This is a genomic window from Chryseobacterium sp. G0201 (assembly GCF_003815655.1).
Lineage (GTDB): Bacteria > Bacteroidota > Bacteroidia > Flavobacteriales > Weeksellaceae > Chryseobacterium.
The window spans coordinates 662,723-685,376 of record NZ_CP033917.1 but is presented as its reverse complement, the minus strand read 5'-3'; the positions used below and the strand labels follow the sequence as shown (position 1 = coordinate 685,376).

At 32.0% G+C, this 22,654-nt stretch carries 14 protein-coding genes; 13 read left to right on the top strand and 1 reads right to left on the bottom strand.

What is annotated here, in order from left to right:
• The first annotated feature begins 2 nt into the window (after nt 1-2).
• From EG348_RS21620 to EG348_RS03010, 13 genes are all read left to right on the top strand, one after another.
• Nucleotides 3-155 (top strand): hypothetical protein, encoded by a 153-nt coding sequence (locus tag EG348_RS21620; protein WP_164463246.1) that lies wholly within the window; start codon nt 3-5, stop codon nt 153-155.
• A 59-nt stretch (nt 156-214) separates the two neighbouring features.
• Complete coding sequence (locus tag EG348_RS03065) at nt 215-1,165, top strand: hypothetical protein (protein WP_123980564.1); 951 nt, start codon at nt 215-217, stop codon at nt 1,163-1,165.
• A gap of 269 nt (nt 1,166-1,434) precedes the next feature.
• Nucleotides 1,435-3,027, top strand: a complete 1,593-nt coding sequence (locus EG348_RS03060; RefSeq protein ID WP_123980563.1) for a type I restriction-modification system subunit M — start codon at nt 1,435-1,437, stop codon at nt 3,025-3,027.
• Nucleotide 3,028: 1 nt separating this feature from the next.
• Nucleotides 3,029-4,291 (top strand): restriction endonuclease subunit S, encoded by a 1,263-nt coding sequence (locus EG348_RS03055; protein WP_123980561.1) that lies wholly within the window; start codon nt 3,029-3,031, stop codon nt 4,289-4,291.
• On the top strand, nt 4,291-4,917 hold the full coding sequence (locus EG348_RS03050; protein ID WP_123980559.1) for an abortive infection family protein: 627 nt from the start codon (nt 4,291-4,293) through the stop codon (nt 4,915-4,917). The genes EG348_RS03055 and EG348_RS03050 overlap by 1 nt, the downstream gene beginning before the upstream one ends.
• Before the next feature lie 5 nt (nt 4,918-4,922).
• On the top strand, nt 4,923-7,751 hold the full coding sequence (locus EG348_RS03045; RefSeq protein WP_123980557.1) for a type I restriction endonuclease subunit R: 2,829 nt from the start codon (nt 4,923-4,925) through the stop codon (nt 7,749-7,751).
• A 138-nt stretch (nt 7,752-7,889) separates the two neighbouring features.
• Nucleotides 7,890-8,480, top strand: a complete 591-nt coding sequence (locus EG348_RS03040) for a hypothetical protein (RefSeq protein ID WP_123980555.1) — start codon at nt 7,890-7,892, stop codon at nt 8,478-8,480.
• Nucleotides 8,481-8,627: 147 nt separating this feature from the next.
• A complete protein-coding gene (locus tag EG348_RS03035; protein WP_123980553.1) occupies nt 8,628-9,365 on the top strand; it encodes a hypothetical protein in 738 nt (245 codons plus the stop codon).
• Nucleotides 9,366-10,440: 1,075 nt separating this feature from the next.
• On the top strand, nt 10,441-12,120 hold the full coding sequence (locus EG348_RS03030) for an NUMOD4 domain-containing protein (RefSeq protein WP_123980551.1): 1,680 nt from the start codon (nt 10,441-10,443) through the stop codon (nt 12,118-12,120).
• Nucleotides 12,121-12,655: 535 nt separating this feature from the next.
• On the top strand, nt 12,656-14,200 hold the full coding sequence (locus tag EG348_RS03025) for a T9SS type A sorting domain-containing protein (RefSeq protein ID WP_123980549.1): 1,545 nt from the start codon (nt 12,656-12,658) through the stop codon (nt 14,198-14,200).
• A gap of 9 nt (nt 14,201-14,209) precedes the next feature.
• Nucleotides 14,210-17,593, top strand: a complete 3,384-nt coding sequence (locus tag EG348_RS03020; RefSeq protein ID WP_123980547.1) for a hypothetical protein — start codon at nt 14,210-14,212, stop codon at nt 17,591-17,593.
• An 8-nt stretch (nt 17,594-17,601) separates the two neighbouring features.
• Nucleotides 17,602-21,276: a DUF6443 domain-containing protein gene (locus tag EG348_RS03015; RefSeq protein ID WP_123980545.1), complete on the top strand. Its 3,675-nt coding sequence runs from the start codon at nt 17,602-17,604 to the stop codon at nt 21,274-21,276.
• Between the two features lie 7 nt (nt 21,277-21,283).
• Nucleotides 21,284-21,667 carry a DUF2750 domain-containing protein gene (locus EG348_RS03010; RefSeq protein ID WP_123980544.1) on the top strand — a complete coding sequence of 128 codons (384 nt, stop codon included), beginning with the start codon at nt 21,284-21,286 and terminating at the stop codon, nt 21,665-21,667.
• Nucleotides 21,668-21,705: 38 nt separating this feature from the next.
• Here EG348_RS03010 and EG348_RS03005 read toward each other — a convergent pair whose 3' ends face one another.
• Nucleotides 21,706-22,647, bottom strand: a complete 942-nt coding sequence (locus EG348_RS03005) for a DUF5655 domain-containing protein (protein WP_123980542.1) — start codon at nt 22,645-22,647, stop codon at nt 21,706-21,708.
• Nucleotides 22,648-22,654 lie beyond the last annotated feature (7 nt).

Here is a 22,654-nt window from a genome sequence, read left to right as displayed (position 1 = left end):
TAATGGAATCTTTTATATCAGAACTTTTAGAAATATCAAAAGAATGTAGTTTGCCTTTTGATGTCGTTTTTTGTATTGTTTATGATTATGGGCTAATAGATTATTTAGGCAATATCACTTCAGAACTTTTTGAATATAAAAAAGAGAGCCTTTAACAGCTCTCTTTGTATTCAAATATGTTATAGTGGCAACCATACAATAACAAAGATATTGAATGTTAGATAATCTTAAGCTAAGTACCACAGATCAGGGCATTATCCAAAGACTTGCAAAAGTTCAAGGGTTTGAAAAATACAAACACCGTAATAATAATTATATTGGTTTTTGTAAGTATGGTAAATTGATGAGATTGGATTTTAGAAAGAGCTTTGAAAATGGTGGATTAGTCGGTTTTCATCACTTGGAAATTTCAATAAGCCCACATTATCATTATAACCAATACCACCATAATGGTAATGATTTAACGCCTGACAATTGTATTAAAACCGTTTTAGATATTCTGACTTATTTAAAAATAGAACCCCACGAATACAATATTCTGAAAGTGGTAAATATTGAGTTTGGTTTAAATCTTACTCCTGATATTGATGTTAAAACCCTTGTCAACGGATTGTATTTCTATAAAAAGACAGTCTTTATGATTCCCGAATCTAAGAATAAATATTTTAAAATTACACATGCGACGAACTACAAACAAATAAAAGCATATGCAAAAGGATTACAATTTTCGGAATTTCCGGAGTATGGTATTAACCAAGATACTTTTCGGTTTGAAGTTAAAAGTAAGAAAAGTGCAAATATTAATAAATATGGAATCAAGACCGTTTCAGATTTATTGAAAATTGAAACATACGCAATCTTAGCACAGAAAATTTTAAGCGAATGGGAAAATGTTTTAATAATAAACAATTCACCTGATTTTAGTAACTTAAAAACAGAGGAGGTGCAGTTTATTAGTAAAAGTAGAAAAGTTGAGTTTTGGGACGATTTGAAGCAGGAAGCCAATCGTAATAAATTTGCCAGATACAAGGAAAAATATTATAAAATCCTGAAGACTAAAAACAATCCCCACCTTCAAATAAAAATTCAAATTATTGACAAAATTTTAAACTGGTCAAGTGGTGCGTATTTTCCACAGAAAACCATTATACACAGGTTGGAATAATAGTTTAAGCAAATGTTCCAAAAGAGATAAACTGACAATTTGCACCATACTATTAAAAGAATGGCATTCAACTGGGACAATCTTGTAATATATAAAATTCCACTATCAAAAGAAGAGGGGGGTTGAATTTTTGATTGAAATCATTCTTACCTTGATTATATTCAATAATAAGGTGTCGTGCATTTGAGAGCGCAATCAAAAAAAGAAAAAAACAATAAATAAAAAATATTTTTAAATTATATATTTACCAAAATAATGAAAAGTTAGTAATGTCAGACGAACAAAAGAAACTTCTAGAAACCCAATTATGGGCAATAGCCAATATATTAAGAGGTAAAATTTCCGCGAATCAATTTCAAGATTATATCCTTGGTTTTATATTCTACAAATACCTTTCAGAGAAATTAGAAAGAAAGGCAAATGAATTCCTAAAACCAGATGGATTAGTATTTAGTGAAATAGACGAAAACAGCACGGACGGAAAAGTTATTTTAGAAGCCTTAAAAGAGGCAACTGTTGACGCATTAGGTTATTTCTTAAAGCCATCAGAACTATTTACAAATCTTGCTAAAAAAGGTAATGCAAAGGTTATTAATGAAGATGATGAAGAGCAAATACAAAGCACATTCATTTTAGAAGATTTAGCCAATGTTTTAAATAGTATCGAAAAAAGTACAATGGGTTCGGAGAGCCAAGACGACTTTGATAATTTATTTTATGATATAGATTTAAACTCAACTAAAATTGGAAGAACGACAAAAGACAGAAACGATGTTATTGTTAAAATCTTAACTGCATTAGATGAAATTGATTTCGATCTAGACAATACTGATGGTGATGTTTTGGGTGATGCATATGAATATTTAATAGGACAATTTGCAGCAGGTGCAGGACAAAAAGCAGGAGAATTTTATACACCGCAACAAGTATCCACTGTTTTAGCTAAAATTGTAACTACCCGTAAAAACAAATTAAAATCTGTTTATGATCCAACATGTGGTAGTGGTTCGTTGTTGCTTCGTGTAGCTAGAGAAGTTGAAGAAGTAGGGCATTTCTACGGACAAGAACAAAACCGTACAACATACAACTTGGCTCGAATGAATATGATTTTGCACGATGTCAATTATCATAAATTCGATATTAAAAATGAAGACACGCTTGAAAAACCACAACACTTAGATTTTAAATTTGATGCTATTGTAGCTAATCCTCCATTTTCTGCCAAGTGGTCTGCAAATCCTTTATTTTCTAATGATGACAGATTTTCACAATACGGAAGACTTGCACCGGGAACTAAAGCCGATTTTGCTTTTATTCAACACATGGTACACCAGCTAGATGATAACGGAATTATGGCTTGTATTGCTCCTCACGGTGTTTTATTCCGCGGTGCTGCTGAAGGTCATATTCGTAAATATTTAATCGAAGATAGAAACTACATTGATGCAATTATTGGTTTGCCTTCTAACTTATTTTATGGAACAAGTATTCCAACCTGTATTTTGGTTTTAAAAAAATGCAAAGAAACTCCAGAAAACATTTTATTCATTGATGCAAGTAACGATTTTGAAAAAGTAAAAAATCAAAATGTTTTAAGAGAACAGGACGTTGATAAAATTATAGCTACTTATCAAAACAGAACTGTAATTGAAAAATATTCAAACATTGCAACACTCGAAGAAGTAAAAGCAAACGATTATAATTTAAACATTCCTCGTTATGTAAATACATTTGAAGAAGCTATTGAAATTAATATTGATGCAATTGCAGATAAATTACAAACAGTAAAAATTAAAATGAAAGAGGTTGACAATACAATTGCTACATTTTGCAAAGAGTTAAATATTAAAACACCTTTTTAATATGAAATCACTTCAACCAAAATTAAGATTTCAAGAGTTTAGGGATGATTGGAAGCATAAATATTTTAAAGAAATTTATTCTTTCAGAAGTACAAATTCTTTATCAAGAGATAAGCTAAATTATGAAAATGGACTTGTAAAAAATATTCATTATGGTGATATTCATTCAAAATTTAATTCATTGTTTAAAATTGAAAATGAATTAGTTCCATATATTAATGATGATATTTCATTAGAAAAAATACCAAATGAAAATTTTTTAAAAGTAAAGGATTTAGTTATTGCAGATGCTTCAGAGGATTATGACGACATTGGAAAGTGTTTAGAAATAATTGATTTAAATGAAGAAGATGTATTGGCAGGATTACATACTTTTATTGCAAGACCAGATTTACACGATATTGCGTTGGGTTTTGGTAATTATTTAATGAAATCTGATTACTCTAAAATTCAAATTAAAACAATTGCTCAAGGAACGAAAGTATTAAGTATTTCTACAACTAGATTGTCAGAAATTAAAGTTAATATTCCATCTATTGAAGAACAAACCAAAATTGCCAATTTCCTTTCAGCAGTAGATGAAAAACTAAACCTTTTAAAAGAAAAAAAAGTACTTTTAGAAGACTATAAAAAAGGCATTATGCAAAAAATATTCAACCAAGAAATAAGGTTTAAAGATAATAATGGTAATGACTTTGAAGATTGGGAGAAAGTTGTTTTAGGTAATATTAGTGATGTCAGAGATGGTACTCACGATAGCCCAAAATATGTTGACAATGGATATCCCTTAATTACTTCTAAAAATTTAAATTCAAATGGAAAACTTGATTTCAAAAATGTAGAATTTATTACTCAAATTGACTTTGATAAAATTAACAAAAGGTCTAAAGTTGATATTGGTGATATTATTTTTGGAATGATTGGTACAATTGGAAATCCTGTATTATTAAAATCTGATGAATTTGCTATTAAAAATGTTGCATTGATTAAAGAAAAAAAAGATTTAAAAAACAGTTTTTTAATACACTATTTAAATTCGAGTTTAATTCTAAACCAATTCAAAAAAGAAAATGTTGGTGGTACACAAAAGTTTTTATCATTAGGAATAATTAGAAATTTAGAAATATTATTACCATCAATTGGTGAACAAACTAAAATCGCCAATTTCCTTTCAGGAATTGATGAAAAAATAGAATTAGTTTCAAATCAAATACAAGACACACAAGAATATAAAAAAGGTTTATTACAACAAATGTTTGTTTGATGATGAAATTGACTAGAAATATTATTAATGAGCATATTGAAGTTTTTGAAAACTTTCAATATTATCATACTATTTTAGAACTTATAGAAAATAACATAAAAACAAATCCTGATATATCAATAGAAAGTTGTAAATCACTTTTTGAGGGTATTTCTAAGTCAATATTATCAACTTTAGATGTCAATTATTCTACGTCTGAAATTGAAGATAAAACAGTTCAGCAATTAGTCAAAATAATGTTTAAAAAGTTAAAGGAATTTACTGAAATAGAAGAATTAAACTATATTTCTGTTTTTGTTGCGGAAATTGGAACTATTAGAAATAAACGAGGAGATATATCTCATGGTAGACCATCTCCAAAAGAAATTTCAAGCGATGTCGATTTTGCGGTTATGGTTATTAATTCTACAGATAATTATATTTATTATATATTAAAATTATTCTTTTCAATAGATAGCAAAACAGATAATAAGTATAAATATGAAGATTACGAGGAATTTAATCAATGGCTTGATGAACAAGATAGTGCTGGCTTTTTTAGTAGTTACAGCTTTGCACTATATGAAATGGATTATATTAGGTACGAACAAGAATTACAAAACTTTTATCCAGATATTGAATTATAAAAATAATGACATCACAATCAGAATTAATATTAGAACAAAACTTAATCGGTCAATTAGCTGCTAATGGATATGATAAAGTAACAATTAAAGATGAATCAGATTTATTGGTTAATCTTAAGAAGCAATTGGAAAAACATAACAATAAGGTTTTTTCTGATAGTGATTTCAAACAAATTCTAAACCACCTTTCAAAGTCAAACAACATCTTTGAAAAAGCCTTGTTACTTCGTGATAAGTTTGCATTCAAAAATGATAATAATGAGTTAGTGTATGTTGAGTTTATCAATATGGATTTTTGGTGTCAAAATGAATACCAAGTTACCAATCAAATAACAGTTGAAGGTTCGTATAAAAACCGCTACGACGTAACTATTTTAATAAACGGTCTACCGTTAGTTCAAATCGAATTAAAGAAAACCGGCTTGGAATTAAAAGAAGCTTATAATCAAATCAACCGTTATCAAAAACATTCATTTTCTTCAAATACAGGATTATTTAATTTCATTCAATTATTTGTTATCAGCAACGGAGTAAATACAAAATACTTCAGCAATTTTGGTAATAAAAAGCCAGATTTTAAGCAAACATTTTATTGGACAGATGACAACAATAAACGTATTTCTAAATTAGAGGATTTTGCAAATACATTCCTTGAAAAATGTCATTTGTCTAAAATGGTAACCAAGTATATAGTTTTGCACGATACAGATAAAATGCTAATGGTTTTAAGACCTTATCAGTTCTTTGCAGTAGAAAGAATTATTGATAAGGTGAAAAATAGTAATCATAATGGTTATATATGGCATACAACAGGTTCAGGTAAAACTTTAACATCTTTCAAGGCAAGTCAAATTCTTTCACAGTTACCAAAAGTTGATAAAGTTGTTTTTTGTGTAGATAGACAAGATTTAGATTATCAGACTGCCAAGGAATTTAATGCTTTTAAACCTGATTGTGTAGATACAACGAACAATACAAAATCATTGGTAAATCAATTCAATGATGCTAATAATAAGCTAATTGTAACTACCATTCAAAAATTATATAACGCCATAACAAAAGAGCATCATTTAAAAACGATGGATAATCTTAAGGATAAAAAGATTGTCTTTATTTTTGATGAATGCCACCGTTCCCAATTTGGAGATACCCATAAAAAAATTACGCAGTATTTCAATAACTATCAAATGTTTGGCTTCACAGGAACGCCAATATTTGTAGATAATGCAACTTCTATAAGAGGGATTAAACAAACAACTGCCAGTTTGTTTGGTGAAAAATTACATCAATACGTTATTACTGATGCGATTAAAGACGAAAATGTATTACGCTTTTCAGTCGAATATGTTGGGAAATATAAAGAAAAAGAAAACTCACAAAATGAGATAGATGTTGAAGTAGAATCTATTGACACAAAGGAGTTAATGGAAAGTCCACAACGATTAGAAAAGATTGCTAGTTATATTATTCAGCAACACTCAATAAAAACGCACAATAGAGAATTTACAGCTATATTTTGTGTAAATAGTGTTGAGACTTTAATTAAGTATTTTAACTTGTTTAGAGAGCTTAAAAAACAAGGAAAGCATAATCTTAATATTGCGACAATTTTCAGTTATACAGCCAACGAAGATGAAAAGAACCACAACAGCATCGAAGAAGAGGATTTTGATTTTACAGATGCAAAAGTAAATCCCCATACTCGTGATGTATTGGAAGAATATATTCAAGAATACAACCAAACATTTAAAACCAACTATTCAACCAGAGATAGTATTTTATTTTACAATTACTACAAAGACATTGCAAATAGAGTAAGACAAAAACAAATAGATATTTTATTTGTAGTAAATATGTTTCTAACAGGTTTCGATAGTAAAACATTGAATACTTTATATGTAGATAAAAATTTAAGGCATCACGGCTTAATACAGGCGTATTCAAGGACAAACAGGATTTTAGGAGAAAAGAAATCGCAAGGAAATATAATTGCTTTCAGAAATCTTAAAAAAGCTACTGATGATGCCATTGCATTATTTTCAAATAAGGAAGCTAAAGAAATTATCATAATGCAGCCCTATGAAAAATATGTAAAAGACATAAACGAAGCCTACCAAAAATTAATTGAAGTTGTTCCAAACTTTGAAGCTGTTGATGATTTGGCTTCAGAAGATGATGAGTTAGAATTTATAAAAGCATTTAGAGATGTAATTCGCTTAAAAAATGTAATTTCTTCTTATGTAGATTTTAGTTTTGAGGATATTGATTTAGATGAACAAGAATTTGAAAATTATAAATCAAAATATTTAGATCTATACGATAAAACAAGAGAAGTAAAAGCAAAGACATCAATACTTGATGAAGTAGATTTTGAATTAGAATTAATTCATCGTGATGATATTACTGTAAGCTATATCCTTGCATTATTGGCTAATTTAAAAGCTACAACTGTAGAAGAAAAAGAACGTAGACAAAAAGAAATATTAGATTTAGTAGCAGGAGAAACCAAACTACGTAGCAAAAGAGAATTAATTGAAAAATTCATAATAGAAAATCTTCCATTAATCCAATCCGACAATATAGAAGATGACTATAATACCTTTATGGATGCCGAAAAATTAAAAGCATTCAATAAATTTGTAGAGGAGGAAAAGTTGAATGCCGAAAAGCTCAAAAAATTAACAGAAGATTACATTTTTACCCAAAGAACCCCAACCAAGCAGGAAGTTGTTGGATTATTGGAAAACCAGCCATCGATACTACAAAGGTCTTCTATAGGAGATGTAATTTTAAATAAATTTATAAATTTTATAAATACTTTTTTTAAGGATTAGATCAATGTTAAACATGTAGGGTAAATTCAGGACTAGACAGCTTTGAGATTGTTATTTTATTTGACGTTCACTTATTTCATATCCATGGTTTTCCTTAATAATTTAGGTTTCGTATATTAGTAGAGCTAAACTTAATCTATGGGAAGATATGCAACTTTTCCAACAACAATTGAAGATTTAAGATTTTTAGAGCTTAAATTTTTATCTAAACATCATTATTTAGAGTCTAACTCTATAAGGTCGGGTGTTGTAACATGGAGCAGTAAATCAGGAGACAAGAACAGTATTTCTATACATAGCAATATAAATAATGATTCAGGAGTTTTAACCCTAGAATACACACTAAATCAGGAACAGAAAATCAATTATCAAATTAAACTAATTTCAAAAATATCAAATTTAGGAAAGGGTTTAGTTTGGTTTTTTGTTTGTCCTTTTACTGGTCAATATTGTCGAAAATTATACTTGATAAATGGCTATTTTCAGCATCGTACCGCCAATCCTCATTTAATGTATGAGAAACAGATAGAACCAAAAATTTGGAGACAATGGAATAAGGCATTTGGTGCAGAATTTAACGACCATTTATATGTAGAGTTGTATAGTAAATATTTTAAAAAATTCTACAACGGAAAAATTACAAAGCGATATGCAAGGATAGTAAAGAAATTGAATCAGAGAGATACGGGAGATTTGAACGAATTGAATAATTATTTCTTGAATATTTAATTTAAATAGGTTAAAGGTAATAAGATTAGTTTATAAAGCCGGAAGTAATTATAGCCACTTAAAATCATATATTAGAAACAATAGAACCTAACAATGAAGTTTTAAACAACTATTTTTAATAGTTTTATATAGCAAAAATTAAAATGTATGAAAATTCCCGATAAGCCTGATGTAAAATATTTTAATTTCCCTGTTCATCTAATGCAGGGAGTTTTAAGAGGTAATCAGCAGACTAAGAAAGATTTTCTAAGCAACTTATTGTATTACTCTGTTTACAGGCATTCAGTTCTTATTGAAGATCTAAATAATTACGAGGAAACAGACGAGGAGAGATTTAAAAGATCAGCAGGCTGGTTTAACGTAACATTAGGAAATTTAAAGAATTCTTTAACCCAAGGTAGTCAACTGTATTCAAAATATGGGAACTCTAAAGTATTTGTAGGGTTCAATACACATATTTACTGGGACTTTTATAAGAATGACAAAACAGACTTCCATTGGGAGTGCCTTTTTTCTTTTTTGGCGCTTAAATCGATTATTGGAAAAAAACAATATGCCAAAACCAATAATCAATTGCTATTTACCAGAATGGCTGGTAAGGAAAAGGTCAAAGATTACCAATCCTTAAAAGGCTTTGATTTTACAAGGTATCATCTTGATAAAATAAAGACAGAATTACAGATTAATTGGGGACTTAAATACTATTCGAGATATACCAAAGGGTTTTATGCAGGATTTGATATTGAGCTTGAATCATTGGTTTATGAAGCAGAGAAAAGAAAGGATAGTATGAAAACGCAGGTTTTAAAAGCCGACAAAAAAAATGCTCTTGACGCAGCTTTGGAGAAAATAAAAAATCAGCACCATGTAAACAGTTTAAAATGATAATCATCACCTTAAAAATTAACCCCTAAATTTTGACAACATTACATGAAACTTTCAAAACATTTTTTCAAAACATGAGCACCTTAAAAAAGATAGTTAATGAAAGATAGTTAAATAATATAATTAATTAATAAAATAAATAATCGTGTTCATTTTTTTTAGAAAAAACAAACTATCCCTTTCATTTTATTTAAAATTAATACAGCTCAATGGAAATAATCTTTCACTCTGAAACCTTGGAAAATAGTTGTCCGGTATTTTTTTGTGTAAAAGGCAGGTAAATAAAAAGATGCAGACTTTTGGTCATTTTTGTCCGAAACTCTTAAATATATATTACTCAAAATTGAGTAAAAGTAAGTTAACAGCAAAAAAGGATGAGCAAAAAAACTGGACTAATTGGATGACATAAAAAGAAAAATGTTAGTATTCAAAATAGGAAAGCTTTACCAACAAGAAAAATATCTTGTCAAAATTATATATTTAGAACTTGAAAAAAACTTGCCATTTGGAACCCAGCAAATTTTACATTGAAAAATAACCCAAACAATCCATTGGATTAACCCCAAATAATAAATTATAGCAGATTTATAATGATGGAATGCAAAAAAAGTTTATTTGATCTACACCAGCTACATCCTTGTTTTTTTAATGCAAAGGAAAATAACGGAATGTGTTTCACACAGAGCCGCAAAGTGAACCATAAAAGCGTACTCCGGTAAAAAATTAAAAAACATCGATAGATATTTGAAAATGTTTAGTAAAATTGAAAATAACCGAGTTTTCTTACCCATAAAAAAGGTTCCTACTATTCTTTAATCTTCATTAAACTAGAAATCATAAACGCTCAAACAGTTAAAAAACGGCTTTGTTTTTTTATTTCAAGTTTCTTAAAAATTTAGACTTTCAAAAATTCATAAAAATATCCTAAAATAAGTACATAACCGAGTTTTTTCCTATCATTTCGTGCGCAAAAAACTTTAATAATCGTTATTCTATTAATACATTATATTTTGTAGTTTTATTTTTACTTTACACCAATAGATTATATTTTGCAGATAGAAAAAAATTTCGACTCATGAAGCTACCTCCCGAATTAGAAGACCAATATGTAAAAAGAGTTATATATAATACTTCCTTGGAAAACCTTCCTGATGAAGAATGGAAACTCATTGAAGGTTTTGAGGATAATTATGAAATTTCCAATTACGGACGCGTAAAGAGTCTTGAACGCAGGTATACTTCATTATCCGGTAAAGAACGGATAATACCAGAACGGATTTTAAAGCTGATTTTTACAAAACAATTTAACAATTATCTTCAGGATAATCTTTATAATGTTCAATGCGGGCTGTCTTGGGAGGGAAGAAAATACGCAAAGTCCATAGCCCGTTTGGTGTACTGTTATTTTATTGAAAAAATTGATTGGGAAGACCGTACTATTGTCATTACCTTTAAAGATAACAATAGGTTCCATGTTCACAGCCATAACTTAGAGAAAGTTTCTGCCCGTGAAAAAAACCTTAGAATATATCGATCGAACAGAGCAAGGAATGTGCATATTGACTATTTAAGACCCATCAGTCAATACACAGCGGAAGGAGATTTCATAGCCGATTTCGAAAATTTTTATGCTGCAGAAAAACATCTTAAGATTGGTTTAGGAAATATTTTGAACGTAATCAACAAGGAACGCATAACCGCAGGAACATTCCGATGGTTTTTGCAAAGCGATCCTCCAAAGGAAGAAGATTTTATAATACCTGAAAAACCAGATACTTCAGGAAGGCTGCTTAATTATACTCTTTGGAAAAAGTTGGGAAAGCCGTCTATTGACCACAAAAGTCCACCTCCATGTATGAATTTGTCGATCAATAACATGGTTGAAGAACAATGGAAAACAATAAAGCTTCCGGAATTTCAAAATAGGTTTGCTATTTCTAATAAAGGGAGGATAAAACGATTGGGAGGATGGAATTCTGCCGGGCGAAGATTCTTTTTAAAAGAAATGATTGTTTCCCAGTCTGTAGAATTTAATAGCAATACCAACTATTTTCTTTGCTGCCAGCTTCAAGATAATGAAAAGAAAGTATACGCATCCGTTTCCCGGCTGCTTTATTATTACTTTGTAAAAGAATTTGATATAAACGATAAAACACTTATAATAATTAACGAAAATGAACCGAAATGGGATATCGATATTTCGAAGCTTTCATTACAAAAAGTTTATGGTGAACTTCAAAAAAAAGAAGAGAATAGTGATTTATGTATTTTAAATAAAATTCGTGTATTACTTAACTCAGGAGAAATATTAAATGAAGCTCTTTGGAAAAAAATGGGCAGCCCCAAAATAGATAAGAAAAATCCACCACCTATCTTGAATCTTTCTCTTAAGAACCTTCTAAATGAGTATTGGTTACCATTGCCCAGCTTTGAAGGTAAATATGCGATTTCCAATATGGGAAGAATAAAGCGCTTAAGTGGATGGGTTATTGGTACGCAATATTTTGGAGAAGAACAGATCATGTCTCTTAATTTAAAAAAAGACAAGACAGCTTACTCTGTTTATTTTAGGTTGCATCAAAAGGTAAGCAGAAATCAAATGATACTCACCCGTTTTCTTTATTATTGCTTTGTAGAGGAATTTGATTTGAAAGACAGGGCTTTGCTAATTGTTAATAAAAATGAGCATTTGTGGAATATGGATTTGTCAAAACTTTCTTTATGTCCCATCCGTGTGCGTCGTCAAATAAAATAAAACAATTATTTCCCTGACAAAACAATATACTGACTTTTTTAAGATTCTACCTGTATAGAAATCGGATATTAATATACTTTTTTTCATTTCTTACGGCTTCCCTCACTGAGCGTTGAAAAAATATTTATATCTTCGTGGCAAGATTTTAACGAAAAAAAATATAAAGCATTAGCTTTTTCTTGTCTTGGTAAACTGGTAATTTCAAAAAGAAACAAGAATAGTGATGCTCACGTCCGGCGTGGGCTTTTCTCTATTTGTTTCTTAGGTATACCAGTACCTCCAAGGCAGTAGGATTAGTTCCACGCTTTCTTATTTTTAAAATTCCAACCAAAACAAATAAAATATCATCTATAATATAATACGACATGGTTTGTCGCCCTGTGATTATATCTTTGCTACAGTTAATAAATTAAGGAATAAACTACAGAGTAATAGAAACTTATATTAAAAACAAATAATAAAAAATGGGGAAAACCCCATATTGTGAACCAAAATATATTTATAAATTTGCGCATTAAAAAATTTACAAATGCTTATGAAAAAAAACTATTCGGGTGCACTTCTCATGTGCGCATTGTTCCATTTATCTGCTCAGGAAGTTATTTGGCAAAAGGATATTAAATCCAATACACAGGATTTCTTATCACAAGTCACTACAACAATTGACGGACAGTATTTAATTACAGGAAGCAGTATTCAGCCTTCCAAAGTATCAACACAAAACAAACAGAATAACGGTTACGATTTTCACTTGGTAAAATTGAACCAACAAGGAGAAGAAGTTTGGGAAAAATTCTTTGTTGGAAATAACCACGATTTTCTTTCAGCAACTGTCGGAACTCAAGATGGTGGATTTTTAGTAGCATCAACCTCATATTCAGGCAAAAGTCTTGACAAAAAAGATGATTCTAAAGGAGGATCGGACATTTGGTTGATAAGGCTAAATGAGTTTGGAGACGAACTTTGGCAAAAAACTCTAGGTAGCAACGCAGATGAAGAAGCAAGATCAGTTATTCAAACTACTGATCTGGGATTTTTTGTTGCTGGAAACGTTCAGAACTCAGCTAAAGGTTACGGCTCTAAAGATGTTTTAATTATCAAATTAGACAAAAACGGAAAAGAATTATCACAATTAATTTTAGGCGGAAAAGGATTAGATGAAGTAGAAAAAATGATTCCTACGAAAGATGGCGGCGCCTTGTTAGGCATCTATTCCAGAAGCAATGCCGGAGGTTCAAAGAAAACTGAAAACTTTGGTGAAGGAGATTATTGGATTATTAAACTTTCCAAAGAAGGAAAGGTTGAATGGGAAAAGAACTTCGGTGGAAAAGGTGATGATCATTTGAGAACGCTCGTTTTAACATCTACAGGATTTCTAATTGGTGGAGAATCCAGATCTGAGAGATCAGGAAATAAAACCGTTGGAATTGAAAAAGGAACTGATCTTTGGTTGATTTCCTTGAATGAAAGAGGGGATGAAATCTGGCAGAAATCTTACAATTTTGATGGCAGAGATGTTTTAATGGGAATGAGTGTTTTACATTCTGCAGATGATAAGACCTCTACAGGGATTTTAATTGGAGGCTACACACAAGCTGAAGGAAGAATTCAGAGCAATGATGAAAAGTTTTGGATGCTCTATTTGGATCAGAGCGGAAATGAACAGTGGAGAAAATATGTAAAAGGAGAATCCTCTCAGAGAGAAGAAAGGCTGTCTGATATAAAGCTCAATAGAGACGGAAGTATTATCCTTGCAGGAACCAGTGCCGAAACGCTTGGGTCTGAAAATTGGAAGATCATAAAACTTGGCGATAAACAGATCGACCAATTAATTGTAAAGCAGGACATCAAAATTTATCCGAATCCTGTATCTGATTATGCGTATGTGGAAATTGGGTTTAATGATTTCAAAGATGCTGAAATTATTCTCTATGATATGTCAGGAAGACAACTCCAAAGTCTGAAAACCAAAAACAAGGTAACCAAGATCAATACTCAGTCACTCATTCAGGGCGCTTATTTGGTTACTGTTAAGACTGATACGAATAAAACGGCTAGTGCCAAACTCATAAAAAAATAAAAATTACAAATGAGAAAAATAATATTTTTATTGTTACTAACAACTTGGTATTCACTAAGTGCCCAAAATGAACATAAAATAAGAATTCCAAGTATTGTAAGTCCTCAGGCTTACCAAATGCTGAAATATACGGAAACTCCTGTTTCTTATGCTTCCGGCTTACCTCAAATATCAATTCCCATTTACAGTTATAAAAAAGATGATATTGATTTAAATTTAAGCCTTTCCTACCATGCAAAGGGAATAAAGGTTAACGAAATAGCGACTTCCTTTGGGCTGGGCTGGAATCTAAACGGGCTTGGAGAAATTACTAGAAATGTAAGGGGGATGAAGGATGAAAATGAGCCTAACGGCTTCATTTATACCGATAAAAAGGCAGCTACAGCAACACAGTCTACTATACAGAATTATATGAGTGGTTCGGGTGGGACATCCATCATTGATTATGAATCTGATCTATATAATATTTCGCTTCCCAACGGAAAAAGTGTTCAGTTTATGTTTGCTCAGGATAAAGCGAATAATCAGAATAATATCATTACTTATCCTCTGTCTGACATTAAAATTATTTCTCCATATGGACAGGGTGTAAATTACTGGCAGGTGATTGATACGGACGGAACGATCTATTATTTCGGTGAAAATAATGCGTTTGACAACAGCAAAATGAAGTATTACGATTATGATCCTGAAAACGGTTCTCTTCCTGCATTAAATGTACAGCCTTATGATTACACCATTACCTCATGGAAGCTTACCAAAATTAAAACAGTAAGCAATAATTATATTTATTTTAATTACAGAGATGAGAACTTTAATCAGGGAAATCACTGTTATAACAATACCATGACCTCCAACCTTCAATTGGTCAACGGTCTTAAGGCTGAGTATAATACTTCGTACAGTCTGACCGGAACGGTAGGAAAAAACAGTGTTATTGATAATATCATTTCTGATAATGTTAAAATTGTATTTTCAAAAGCAGGCTTGAGAAGTGACTTAAAATACAGCAATCTGATTAATTCGGTGGATATATTTTCCTATAATGTGTTACAGAATCAGATCAAGTTTAATTTCTCCTATTTCAATTCAACAGACAATTATGTGGCTATGCAATATGGTTGCGGTCAGGGACTGGATATGAATGAGCTTTCAAAAAGACTGAAGCTGGACAATGTTATTTACAATGACAAAAATCTTACTAAAGTCAACAGCTATGCGCTGGAATATAATACGTCTGTCAATCTTCCGAATAGAAATTCTTTTGCTCAGGACTATTGGGGGTATTACAATGGTCAGCATAACAGAAATCTAATCCCAAACATGGTTATTGATCCTCAATACATGAGCCAATACGGAATTCAGATCAGCCACCACAGGAATGTTGGAGCTAACCGAAGCATTAATCCTAATTATACACAGGCTAATATGCTTAAAAAGATCATCTATCCTACGGGTGGGTATTCTATTTACGATTTTGAAAATAACAAAACGTCTTATAAAAGAGATAGTCTTGATTTATCGATAATGGATGCAGCAGATACCGTTATGGTAAGTGCTTCCGCACTGGATTACGAGACCACTTCTCAAAATTCTAACTATTATATTTTCAAGAAAAAACTGATATTACCCCAATCCTTTATGAAAAACTGGGGAATAGATTATACATCTACTGCGGGTGACTGTCAGGTCATGGATGCGAACGGAAATTATACGATTGACTGCTCAAGATTTAATATCTATAATGTAGATACCAATACCAATGTGTTTCCGGTTGACAGAACGCTGGGAGTTGATACATATACGTTCGATCTGCTTCCGGGTAATTATGAAATACATATCAAGGTTAAAAAACAGGAATACAATTATTATATGAATAATAATCTGGCACTTCCCGATTGGTCTCTTAATATGACCTTTCTAACAAAAAAAGATTTGGACAGCTATCACTTCGGAGGATTGAGAGTCAAAGAAATTACAACATATGATGAAAATAACAATCCGACTTTAAAGAAAACCTATTCTTATGTAAGACCTGATAAACCCAATTTATCATCCGGTTATTTCTATTCTTACCCCAATCATATGGAGATCAAAGAAGCTAAATACGCTTCCTATAAAGGTCAGAGCGGGGCACCTCCTTGTGGCATATTAGGTCTGTTTGACGGCTATGCGTTGAATTTTTCTTCATCAAGTTATTTTCCCTTGGTTGATTTAGGGAATTACATAACCTACACTAATGTTGAGGAAAAGGAAGTGAATGTACAAACCAACCAGGTAATTACGAATCAATACCAATATGGTTTTGTAGAGCCTTATTTTCATTTCCCGAGTGAACCTCAGTCAAGACAATGGGAATCCGGTAATTTAGGAAGTTATCATTCAGTTAATACTTCAAAATCATATAATTATGATTATCACGCTAATACTAAGTCAATAAAAGGAATTGATACCAGCAGTCTTAACTTTTATACCAAATGGATTCCGACATCCAATTGTACTATGGAACTAGCGTTGGTGGATTCAAAGAGTACCAATAGCGCAGGCGGAAGCTATGAGCTATTTACCAATTATCATTTCTTGCAAAAGGAAGAGGTTACCAAGGATAACATCACCACAAAAAATGAATTTTTCTATAGTAATCCGAGTCATTATCAGTTGACTAAAAAGAAAACCACTACAATGGATATTACCCCTGTGGTTAATGAAACTTCCTATACTTATGCGCTTGAAAAAGGGAATCAACTAATGATTGATAAAAATATGGTAGGAATACCGTTGGAAACAATCGAAACTCAAACTGTTGGGAATATCACTAAAACAGTAGACAGGGAAGAAACTATTTACCCAACTTCACTTCCCACAACACAAGCCGGAAATCTGGTATTGCCATTGTCTGAAAAATCCTATGATACATTAAATAATACTTCATCTACGGATATTACCTATGATAAGTTTGACGATATGGGAAATATTATTCAATATACAGGTAAAGATGGTATTCCTGTAACGATTATCTGGGGATATGATAAAATACAGCCGATCGCAAAAATTGAAGGAATTACGTACGATCAATTGATGGCTTCTGTTTCTACAACAGCAATTATTTCCGCTTCCCATGATGATGCTTCTGATCCGAGTAAAGAAAATTTACTATTGAATGCTTTAAATGATTTCAGGAAATTATCTGCATTGGCGGGTAAGAAAATAACGACTTACACTTTTGATCCATTGATTGGGGTAACTACTATTACTTCGCCTTTGGGAGTAAGAGAAACATTTGTGTACGATTCGGCTGGCAGGCTGAGAGATGGAAATATAAGAGGGAAAAATAATGCAGGAACTTATGTCCAAAAGAAAGCCAAAGAGAATAATTACCAATTCAAACAATAATCACAAATATGAAAAAATATTCAACGATAAAAGCATTATCCATTTTCGGTTTGATTATCTCGGGAATGGTCAATGCGCAATCCAATGAAAATTATGTCCAATCTAAAACCTGTTTAAATGATGATTGTACCAAGAAATCTGAAACAATAATCTACTATGATGGATTAGGAAGACCTAAGCAAATCATTAATGTTAAGGCAAGTCCGACCGGAAAAGATTTGGTAACACCGGTTACCTACGACGGATTTGGAAGACAGGCAAAAAATATATTACCCGTTCCGGTTACCACCCAAAATTCGAATATCCATTCAGGAATTACCACTGAAAGTACGGCAAATTCCTATTATGGAGTTCCCAATGCCTTTACAGAACAGGAATTTGAAAACTCACCGTTAGACCGAGTGTTGCAGCAAGCAAATGCTGGTGATGCTTGGAAAATGAGTTCCGGAAAAACACAGAAATTTAAGTACGAAGCCAATACGGGAAATGAAGTCAAGGCATTTGTTGCTAATACTTCAACCAATACGGTAAGTGGTATCTCCAATACGGTTTCAACACTTTCTATTTCTACCGCAAACTCAGGATATTATCCGGCAGGGGTATTGTATAAAAATACAGTAACTGACGAAGATGGCAACTCCGTTACACAGTTTGAAAACGGACGTGGGCAAAAGATTTTGATCCGTAAAGATGACGGTACACAAAATGTTGATACCTATTATATCTATAATGAATACAACCAGCGTGCTTTTGTTATCCCTCCTAAAGCAATAAAGCAAATTGAGCAAAACAATAATACGATTACGGATGCCATTTTAAACGAACTCTGTTACCAATACCGATATGATGGACAAGACAGGGAGGTTGAGAAAAAACTACCAGGAAAAGACTGGGAGTTTACGGTTTATGACAGACAGGACAGATCTGTTTTAACTCAGGATGGAGCCTTAAGAACGGTAAATAACAATTTTAGCAGCAAAGGCTGGATTTTTACCAAATACGATGAGTTTGGAAGAGTGGCTTATACCGGATTCTTTTCCAATACAGCAACGAGACAGGTAATGCAGAATGCGCTGAACAGTATGGCTGCTAACCCTTACAATAATGAGAAGAGAAATTCATCTCCTTTCAATTTACAGGGACTTGATGTGTATTACGATAAACAGGCTTTTCCTACGGGAAGCATGACGCTTTTAACGGTAAATTATTACGATACGTATCCACCTGAAGCACCTTCAGTTCCTACAACTATTTTGGGACAGTATACCTTACCGCAGACACTGGATGCGAGTAATGATGCCTCAACCAACAGCCTTCAAACGGCATCATATGTGAAAAATATTGAAGATAATAACTGGACAAAAACCTATAATTATTATGATTCAGTAGGCAGGCTTATTTCAACCCATACAACGAATCACTTAGGCGGTTATACCAAAACTGAAACTGAGCTTGATTTTTCCGGCGTTCCGCAAAAGAAGAACACGTATCACCTGAGAAAACAGGGAGAAGTCGGGGTAACGGTAAAAGAAAGATTTGTCTACGATAGCCAAAACAGGTTGGTACAACAGTTTCATCAGGTAGATAACAATGTTGAGCAATTATTAGCAGAGAACTCATATAATGATATTTCTCAGCTGATTAATAAAAAAGTCGGTAATAATTTACAGAGTATCGATTATGATTATAATATCAGAGGATGGTTGACGGATATCAACAAAAACCAAATGAATACGCCTGATCTTGGTGGAAAATTGTTTTCTTATAAAGTTAAGTATACAAACAGAGACGGAATTGAAAATCCTGATACGGTACTATTTTCAGGGAAAAATGTAATTCCAAGATTTAACGGTAATGTTGCAGAGACAGACTGGAGAAGTTTTGAAACATTAGGTGCCAATCCTTTGCTTACTCCAAAAAGATATGGGTATGCATATGATAAATTAAACCAGCTAACGGCTGGTTATTATCAAAACCCTAACAATCCTTACAGTAAAGAGAATACGGAATCACTAACGTACGACCTAAACGGAAATGTAACTGATCTTTACAGAACCTCCGTAATGGAGTACGGAAGCGGTATTGCTACGGTTATCGATAATCTTGCCTACACCTATACAGGAAATCAGGCAATAAAGATCAAGGATAATAGCGGGAACAGTACAGGATATGAAGGAACGGCAGGTTTTCCAATAGAATATGATGCCAATGGGAATATGAAAAGTTTAATGGATAAGCAGATTACAAAAATCGCTTATAACCATTTGAACCTTCCCAATACGGTAAACATTGGTTTTGATCAGGTTAATTCACAAATTTTAACTAAATACAGAGCTGACGGAATAAAAGTAAGAAAGGAAAATACCAAAACTTCCGTTGGTGTTACCGGAACTACCACCACAAAGGAAACTACGGACTATTTAGACGGTTTTCAGTATTTTAATACAACTACTTCAGGCAGTGGTGGCGGAAGCTCGGAAATATTAATGCTGTCAAAACGTGCTTTTGAACCACAGGCATTTACCCCAATAGGGATTATTGAGCCAACTATTGATCCACCTTTTGGAGGTGGTGGTATTATTGTGGATGCAAAAACTCCTGACTTACAGTTTTTCCCGACTGCTGAAGGGTTTTATGATTATATAAAAAATCAATATATTTACAACTACTCAGATCATTTAGGAAATGTAAGGGTAAGTTTCGCAAGAAACAGCGCAGGCGTTCTGGAAATTGTTGATGGTAACGATTATTATCCTTTCGGAATGAACCATCTGAAAACGGGTAATGCTTACTTCGGGCAGAGCAGTTTCAAAAATTACAAATTCGGTAAAAAAGAACTTCAGGAAACTGGATTTTATGACTTCGGAAACCGAATGTACATGAATGACGGGGTACGTTGGATGAGTCCGGATCCTTTGAGCGAAGAGTTTTCTAATTGGTCTCCATATAATTACGCGTTTAATAACCCGATAAGGTTTACTGATCCTGACGGAAATGCTCCCGAAGATGCAGTAAGTGAATGTTGTGCGCATTTAAAAGGATTTACCCTTGCTATGGCTGACGATGTCATGGGAACAAATTTCCGTAACAAATATGCCACGAACTCTAATGAATATAGAAACGGAGTAACTACCGGTCATGGAGCATCTATGATTTTGAGTGCTGCAATGGCAGTAGATGGTGGAGGAAGTATTGGAGGTGGGACGATGGGATTGGTAGCTTCGGTTTCAGCATCAGGTTCAGGCGTAGGAGCTTTACCCGGAGCAGGAGGCGCACTTATTAGTAGTGCGACTATCGCAAAAGGAACGATTGAGCTAGCAGGTGCCGGTGTTATTTTGAAGAATACCGTTGACAATATGAAGAGTGATAAAAAAGCAAGCTCTTCATCTGAATCAAATAAAGGCAGAAGTGGTAAACAAGCCAGATTAAGGGAATTATCTACTGACCCTAAATTAGGTAAAGCAGATAAAGGATGGCTAAAATCTGACATAAATAAAATTGAACAAGGAAAAAGAAAAACAATTAGAAATCCTCCTGGCAAAGATTTAGCGCACGAAAGAGGTAGAGAAGCAGCCAAGGGTTATTCCTATGAATATTCTCACCTGCAAAATAGAAAAGATCATAGAAATCAGCATAAATATGATAACGGGGGAAGAAAAAATAAAGAAAGACCAGTTAATTAAAAAAAATATGAACCAAAAAGAAATTGAAAACGTAGTGTCATTAGAACCTATCGAAAGGTATAAATACTTTATCAAAAAGGTAGCAGATTGGGAAACATTTTTCACATTACTTGATGAAGATGGAGAATATGTACTTTCAGAATTAGATGACTACAAGTTGCTTCCTTTATGGAGTGCAAAAGAATATGCCGAGTTATGTAAAATAGGTGGTTGGGAGAAATATACAATTAAAGAACTTAGCCTCGATGATTTAGAAGATGAAATTATAGATTTTATTACTGAAAATGATTGTCTAATCAATGTTTTCCCTATTTATGATAAAACTGGCTTTGTGGTAAATCTCCAAGAATTCACTAGAGATCTGAATGATGAACTAGAAAAGATACAGTAAAAAAAATTACAAAAAAGCCGCCTAATCAGTGGTAAAAGTTATTGAAAAATAAATCCCTCATGAATATCAATCATGAGGGATTTTAATTTTGATAACCATTGGAAATATATTTGGACTCCGGTACTTTTTTCAACCGATAACTCATAGTCTCCATTACCCCAGTGTCCAGAAATGGAAACGTCTTTTGTAATTTCTTTTTCGTCCTTTAAAATTCCTTTTTTGAGATTAATCCACATTTTTAATGATCTATTTTGGATATGAATATCAACTATGTTTTTTTGTTTTTTAAAGGCTATATAAAGCTTTTTAGGATCTATTTCTATATCTGAAGATAAGTTTAGAATTCCATTTTTAAAAACATCATAAAGTTCTTTTATATCATCATTTTTGCCCTGTAAATGATCTTCTTCAGTATAGACTTTTATTTCTTTAGCAATTTTACTTATTTCAGAATCATCATTACGTTGAACTTGTTTGATACTGGGGGCAGATTTGGATTTTTTAATTGGATTAATTACAATTATTTCATTTTCAAATTGTTTGATTTCCCAAAGTTCAATAGCTAGATCCTTAAAGTTGGAAGATTGTTTTTGAAAATCCGTAAATGATGGTGAAACGAAAATAATTTTACTCTGAGACCAATCCACATCGTTTCGTTTTAAACTATCTTTCTGATTTTCATTATATTCAACAATAAAATCAGCTTTGTATTCTAACATTAAATTTAGGTAAGAAACGCCTTGATCTACTACACTGTAATTTTGATTACGTTTATATTCAATAATAACAAAGGCTTTACTTTCAATATCAAAAGCAAGAGTGTCAATGCGGTTATTCTTTATAGTAAATTCCGATTTAATTAATTTAAAATTTGTAATTAGCTCTAAATTTTGTTCAAATAGATTTTGAATATCTTTTTCAAGCTTGAAAGGGATTTCTTTAAGTGTGGAAAGAATTTTATTATTATTAAAAATTTGCATGTATCTT